This window comes from ANME-2 cluster archaeon, assembly GCA_014237145.1.
Classification (GTDB): domain Archaea; phylum Halobacteriota; class Methanosarcinia; order Methanosarcinales; family Methanocomedenaceae; genus Methanocomedens_A.
In genome coordinates this window covers 1-4,504 of sequence record JAAXOC010000106.1, presented here as the reverse complement: position 1 = coordinate 4,504, position 4,504 = coordinate 1, and the positions used below count along the sequence as shown (strand labels likewise).

Below are 4,504 nucleotides of genomic sequence, written 5' to 3'. Positions count from 1 at the left end.
AAAAAAACGAGTCAGACCCAGAGAAACACACAAACGTTTCGTTTTTCAAAGGCGGGACGACCTTGATAAATCAATACGAACAGCTACGGGCATCAATGATTTCAACTGATGGGGAACTGCACACACCAGGCTATGGTGTTTTCTTGTTGCGTGGAATGCTGGGATGGATCAAGGCAGTTCCAGCCCTTGCACCAATACCAGAAGAAATATCAGAATACACAGGAATCGGATCCACAATAGAAGTTTCTAAGATCCAACCGGAAAACTACAATGGTGTCGTGAATGTATTGGCGAATATGGTTGTCTGCTGTATAGGGGGGAGCTTATGATGGACCAGAAAATAACCTCTGATCACCTCCGTAAGACCGCGTATCTCTATATCCGCCAGTCATCCATGAAACAGGTAAATGAGAACAAAGAGAGTACACAACGACAGTATGCCCTTAAGAACAGGGCTCTTGCTCTTGGTTGGAGGTTAGATCAGATTATTGTAATCGATGATGACCTCGGTCTGTCCGGTACCAGTACGCAGAATCGAAAGGGCTTCCAGCGCCTTGTAGCTGAGGTTGGATTGGGGCAGGCAGGACTTGTCATGGGGCTGGAAGTATCGCGATTAGCACGAAATAACACCGACTGGCATCGCTTACTGGAAATCTGTGCTCTGACTGACACACTTTTACTCGATGAAGACGGATTGTACGATCCTGGATTCTTCAACGACAGATTGCTATTGGGATTGAAGGGCGCAATGAGCGAAGCAGAGATACACTTCCTGCGAGCGAGATTACAGGGAGGGATACTAAATAAAGCAAAGCGCGGTGAGTTGAAGATGCGCTTACCAGTAGGCTTTGTTTACGATGATTCCGATAAGATAGTCATAGATCCTGACCAACAGGTTAAAGAAGCGGTTGAACACCTGTTCTCCACGTTTAAGCGAGCAGGGAGTGCCTATGCTGTGGTCAAACATTTCCGCGAGAATAATTTAGAATTCCCTGTTCATGTGTGGAGCGGTCCCCATATCGGTGAGATTGTCTGGAAGCCCCTGTATCATCATAGGGTGCTACAGGTGTTGCATAATCCCCGTTACACCGGCACTTTCGTCTTTGGCCAGACCAAGACGAAGAAGAATCCCATAGATGGGAAGACTCAAATCCAGAATATTCCACAGGATCAGTGGAAAGTTGTCATACCAGATGTCTTTGAAGGCTATATCTCCTGGGAACAGTATCAAAAGAACGAAAGGCAACTTGCAAACAATGCTGCACCACAAGGTGAGGACCGACTTTGCAGCCCACCCAGATCAGGTTCTGCTTTAATTCAGGGGATAGTGTTATGTGGCAAGTGTGGGCAGCGGATGACTGTCCATTACCATACACGCAAAGGCGAGTTGGTTCCTGACTATATATGTCAACGACAGGCAACCAAAACTGCAACAAAACAATGTCAGTTCGTTCTGGGTGAGCCTGTTGATGATCTCATTAGTAAAATACTTTTGGAGATGGTGACACCTTTGAACCTGGATGTTTCGATGAAAGTTTTTGAAGAGATACAAATTCGCCATGAGGATTTAGTGCGACTTCATCGGACAGGATTGGAACGTGCCCGTCACGAAGTCGAATTGGCTCAAATTCGGTTCCTCAGGGTGAATCCCGATAACCGGTTGGTGGCTGATAGCCTTGAGAGCAGATGGAATGAAGCTCTGCGTATCATGACCGAACTCGAAGATAAGTACGAGCGTGAAATTGCAGAATATAAGAACGATCTGACATCTGAAAAAATTGAGGATATCCGAAAGCTCGCAGAGGATTTCCCTGCAGTTTGGAATAATCCTCGAACCTCAGCAAAACAACGAAAACAGATGGTTCGCCTGCTTATCGAAGACGTGACCCTTTTAAAGACTGATGTCATTCATGTTAAGGTCAGATTCAAAGGCGGCGATTCTATGGAAAGGTGTGTTCCCATCCCTCCTGTGGTCTGGAAAATACACCTAACTTCAACCGAGGTCATGGAACAGATTCGGGAAATGGCACCCACAAAAACGAATAGTGAGATCGCTGATAAACTGAACCAGCAACAATTACGTTCAGGGACCGGATTATCCTTCACGGGTAGAAGGGTGAAAGTGTTGCGGAAGGACTACGACATTGCTGGCGTTTATGAAAATCTGCGTGAGCAGGGATTTCTTACTGCTGAGGAACTTGCTGATCGTATTGGAGTACATTCGGGGACTGTGAAAAAGTGGGGGAAGGCTGGTATCTTGAAAAGTAGACCATATAATGATAGGGGAATGGTACTATATGAGGATCCTGGTGAGAATCTGCCCATTAAGTGGGCAAAACAGAGAAGTCCGACTTGGCGGTCCAAAATGGTAAATACTACTGAAAGTACAGAAGAGGTGCAGTATGAAGTATAATGGTTAACCGTAACACCATCAAGATATTTAAAAAAGTTTCTAGATTGTGTATTTAAATCTACAATAGATATTAGTGGAACAGCAGTCAAATTTGCTTCATCAATTTGCATATTAGTCCTAATTTTCCAAGGATGATTTGAATATTTAGTTACAATACCTCGTGAACCATAAAAAGTATCACCTTGAGAAAAACAGTATTCGCTTCCAAGTTTCTCAGTTTCATCTATAATTAATCTTACTGATGAAGAGACAATATATCTGCTCCAAACTACTATTCCTTCTCTAGTAACTACCTCTCCACCACCAGATGTAACATGCATAGATTGATCTGGGAAAAAAGTTAAAATATAATTCTTCAACATAGCATAACTTCTTCCGGTGTGTACGCCAAATTTTATCTCCGTATCTTTAAGCATGTTTAAGCTTGAAATGGTCCTTTGAGAAAGTACCCGTTGGGTAGTAGTCAAAGTTTTGTCAACATCAAATAACAATCCTTTGGGTCTAAAATCGAAAAAACTATCTTTTCTTCCATTATTAATTTTCCGTGTCATAAAGAATCAATTACTTTATTTGGCCCAGTACAAACGTTCGTGTCACCAAGCGCCATTGGATTATTCCTCAATAAAAATCCGTTCATTCATACCTAATACTAATCTCCCATATGGATTGACATGGCTATAAATAAGCGTATTCAGCGCCCAAAAATCTTCCGATTGCATCTTATCGAGCCACTCTTTCTCTGATAATATTTTTTGTACAAAAAGTGTGTTTACATAAACCATACTTTTAGCCAGGGCTTATTATTTCTCTTTGTGATTTCCACTTTTTTGTTTTTTGACTGAAGTGGCACCAGGATGTAGCAGCGTCGCTACTACCCAGGGTTTGGAGCCTCATTTGTATCTTTACTCTTAGATAATTTATCGTTATATGCCTGGTATGCCAATTTCCAGGATGGTGATATTTTCAATTGTTTTGATGGTAGTGAAAATCTAAAATGACCACACAGGCTACAAAAAGTCTTTAACTGATTTATCATTAGATCGTCGCGTGATGGAAGTTTTTTTCTGCCTATATCGAAATTAAAAATTCTATCTATACCTCCAGCAACCGCGCAAGGATAATAACCATAAGGTGTTAGACCCATGCCACATGCCTCTAAAATCCAACATCCATTTGAATAATCTACATTACGATATAAGATATCGTCTCGTGGAGCTATGTTAAAATGGAAGAAAGTTGGAGGAGTCGGATTCTTGGATGAGTTTGTGATTTCTATTTCTTTTGGTAACTTTGCTAATATTTCTTTTACACGATTTCCATAACCATTTGTAGATATGCTTATATGCATATTAGGATTGTATTTATTCTTATATTTCAGTAAAAGATCTAATATATCGAAAAGTTTAGTATGCAAAGTGGGCTCTCCCCCTAGGATTCTTATCCTCTCCCACTTTATATTGTTATCTATGCTATCTTTTATAAAATCTTCTATTTGCTCTATTTTCATTTCTTCTTTGGTGGGTGCTTGTGTGCAAGATCTATTACAATTAGGACATCTCAAATTACAACGATATGTTATATCGATTTCGATTGATTTTTGGCTCCTCATATACTTTGGGCCGAATATCTTGGTCAATTGTGATTGAGATCTAATAAAATGATATATATCTCTTATTATTATTTTGATCTGTTCTTGTGTATACATTTTCCACCGTAACTCTATCTGATGATCAACTTATCTATAGTATTTTGCGAGACCTTCAACTTAAGGGTTTATTGTCTTGAAAAATAATCTCGTTTGATGTCAGAAAACATAAATTTTGTACAAAAAATCGTTAAATGGCTCGAAGATAACCAAATATTCTTATATGACAGGAAAACTAATGAGCAAAGAGCATTAGGGATGCTTCTGATCGTAGCGCATTTCTCACAGTGTTTCTCGATAAATCGAGATTCTTTGCAATTGTCCTTGTTCCCATTTTGGGATTTCGCTTCTTTAAGTTCCTTATTGTTATCCAATCTTCCATTGAGATCACCCAAAACCTCCTGCAATAAAACAGGAGGATTTTAGTATATAGGGTGGGTCAATTT

Annotated in this window: 4 protein-coding genes; 2 read left to right on the top strand and 2 right to left on the bottom strand. The window is 40.3% G+C overall.

Going from position 1 to position 4,504, the window contains the following annotated elements:
- Both HF974_14645 and HF974_14640 read left to right on the top strand, forming a co-directional pair.
- Nucleotides 1-329: hypothetical protein (locus HF974_14645; GenBank protein MBC2699537.1), on the top strand; the 329-nt coding region annotated here is incomplete at its 5' end.
- Nucleotides 326-2,413: a recombinase family protein gene (locus HF974_14640; protein ID MBC2699536.1), complete on the top strand. Its 2,088-nt coding sequence runs from the start codon at nt 326-328 to the stop codon at nt 2,411-2,413. The genes HF974_14645 and HF974_14640, both read left to right, overlap by 4 nt.
- A gap of 611 nt (nt 2,414-3,024) precedes the next feature.
- Here HF974_14640 and HF974_14635 read toward each other — a convergent pair.
- Both HF974_14635 and HF974_14630 read right to left on the bottom strand, forming a co-directional pair.
- Nucleotides 3,025-3,195, bottom strand: coding sequence for a transposase (locus tag HF974_14635; protein MBC2699535.1), 171 nt, complete (start codon nt 3,193-3,195; stop codon nt 3,025-3,027).
- An 89-nt stretch (nt 3,196-3,284) separates the two neighbouring features.
- A complete protein-coding gene (locus HF974_14630) occupies nt 3,285-4,049 on the bottom strand; it encodes a radical SAM protein (GenBank protein ID MBC2699534.1) in 765 nt (254 codons plus the stop codon).
- Nucleotides 4,050-4,504 lie beyond the last annotated feature (455 nt).

Coding starts and splice junctions, on each gene's coding strand:
- HF974_14640 (MBC2699536.1), top strand. CDS start 326: ATGATGGACCAGAAAATAACCTCTGATCACCTCCGTAAGACCGCGTAT.
- HF974_14635 (MBC2699535.1), bottom strand. CDS start 3,195: ATGGTTTATGTAAACACACTTTTTGTACAAAAAATATTATCAGAGAAA.